Annotated in this window: 1 tRNA gene; it reads right to left on the reverse strand. The window is 46.9% G+C overall.

Annotation, left to right across the window (positions count from 1 at the left end):
- Positions 1-316: 316 nt before the first annotated feature.
- A tRNA-Ala gene (locus R2X38_RS26655) sits at positions 317-392 on the reverse strand.
- Positions 393-488: the final 96 nt, after the last annotated feature.

Genomic DNA, 488 nt, shown 5'->3' on the forward strand with positions numbered 1-488 from the left:
TCCTTCATCGCCTCTGACTGCCCAGGCATCCACCGTGTACGCTTAGTCACTTAACCATACAACCCCAAGGGGTCTGTCTGTATGGCTCAACAACCAAGGTTGTTCATCTGAGTATGATGAACTGTGTTTCGCCGGACTCTTACACAAGACACTTGAATGTGTGTTGCTTGAGAACTCGTTCTATCTTTCGATAGAACTATTAGTATTGAATTCAAAGAATTCAATTTACTAGTCAGCTTTCCAGATTGTTAAAGAGCATGTGTTTGTCTTTCGACATCCACTTTCTAAAGATTCTTAAGGAAAAAACCTTAGAGAGTGGTGGAGCTATGCGGGATCGAACCGCAGACCTCTTCGCTGCCAGCGAAGCGCTCTCCCAGCTGAGCTATAGCCCCATCGAAATGGTGTCTTTCTAAAAGAAAGAGTGGTGGGCGATACCGGGCTCGAACCAGTGACCCCCTCCTTGTAAGGGAGGTGCTCTCCCAACTGAG

It is taken from the genome of Photobacterium rosenbergii, from assembly GCF_033022775.1.
GTDB classification, from domain to species: Bacteria; Pseudomonadota; Gammaproteobacteria; order Enterobacterales; family Vibrionaceae; genus Photobacterium; species Photobacterium rosenbergii_A.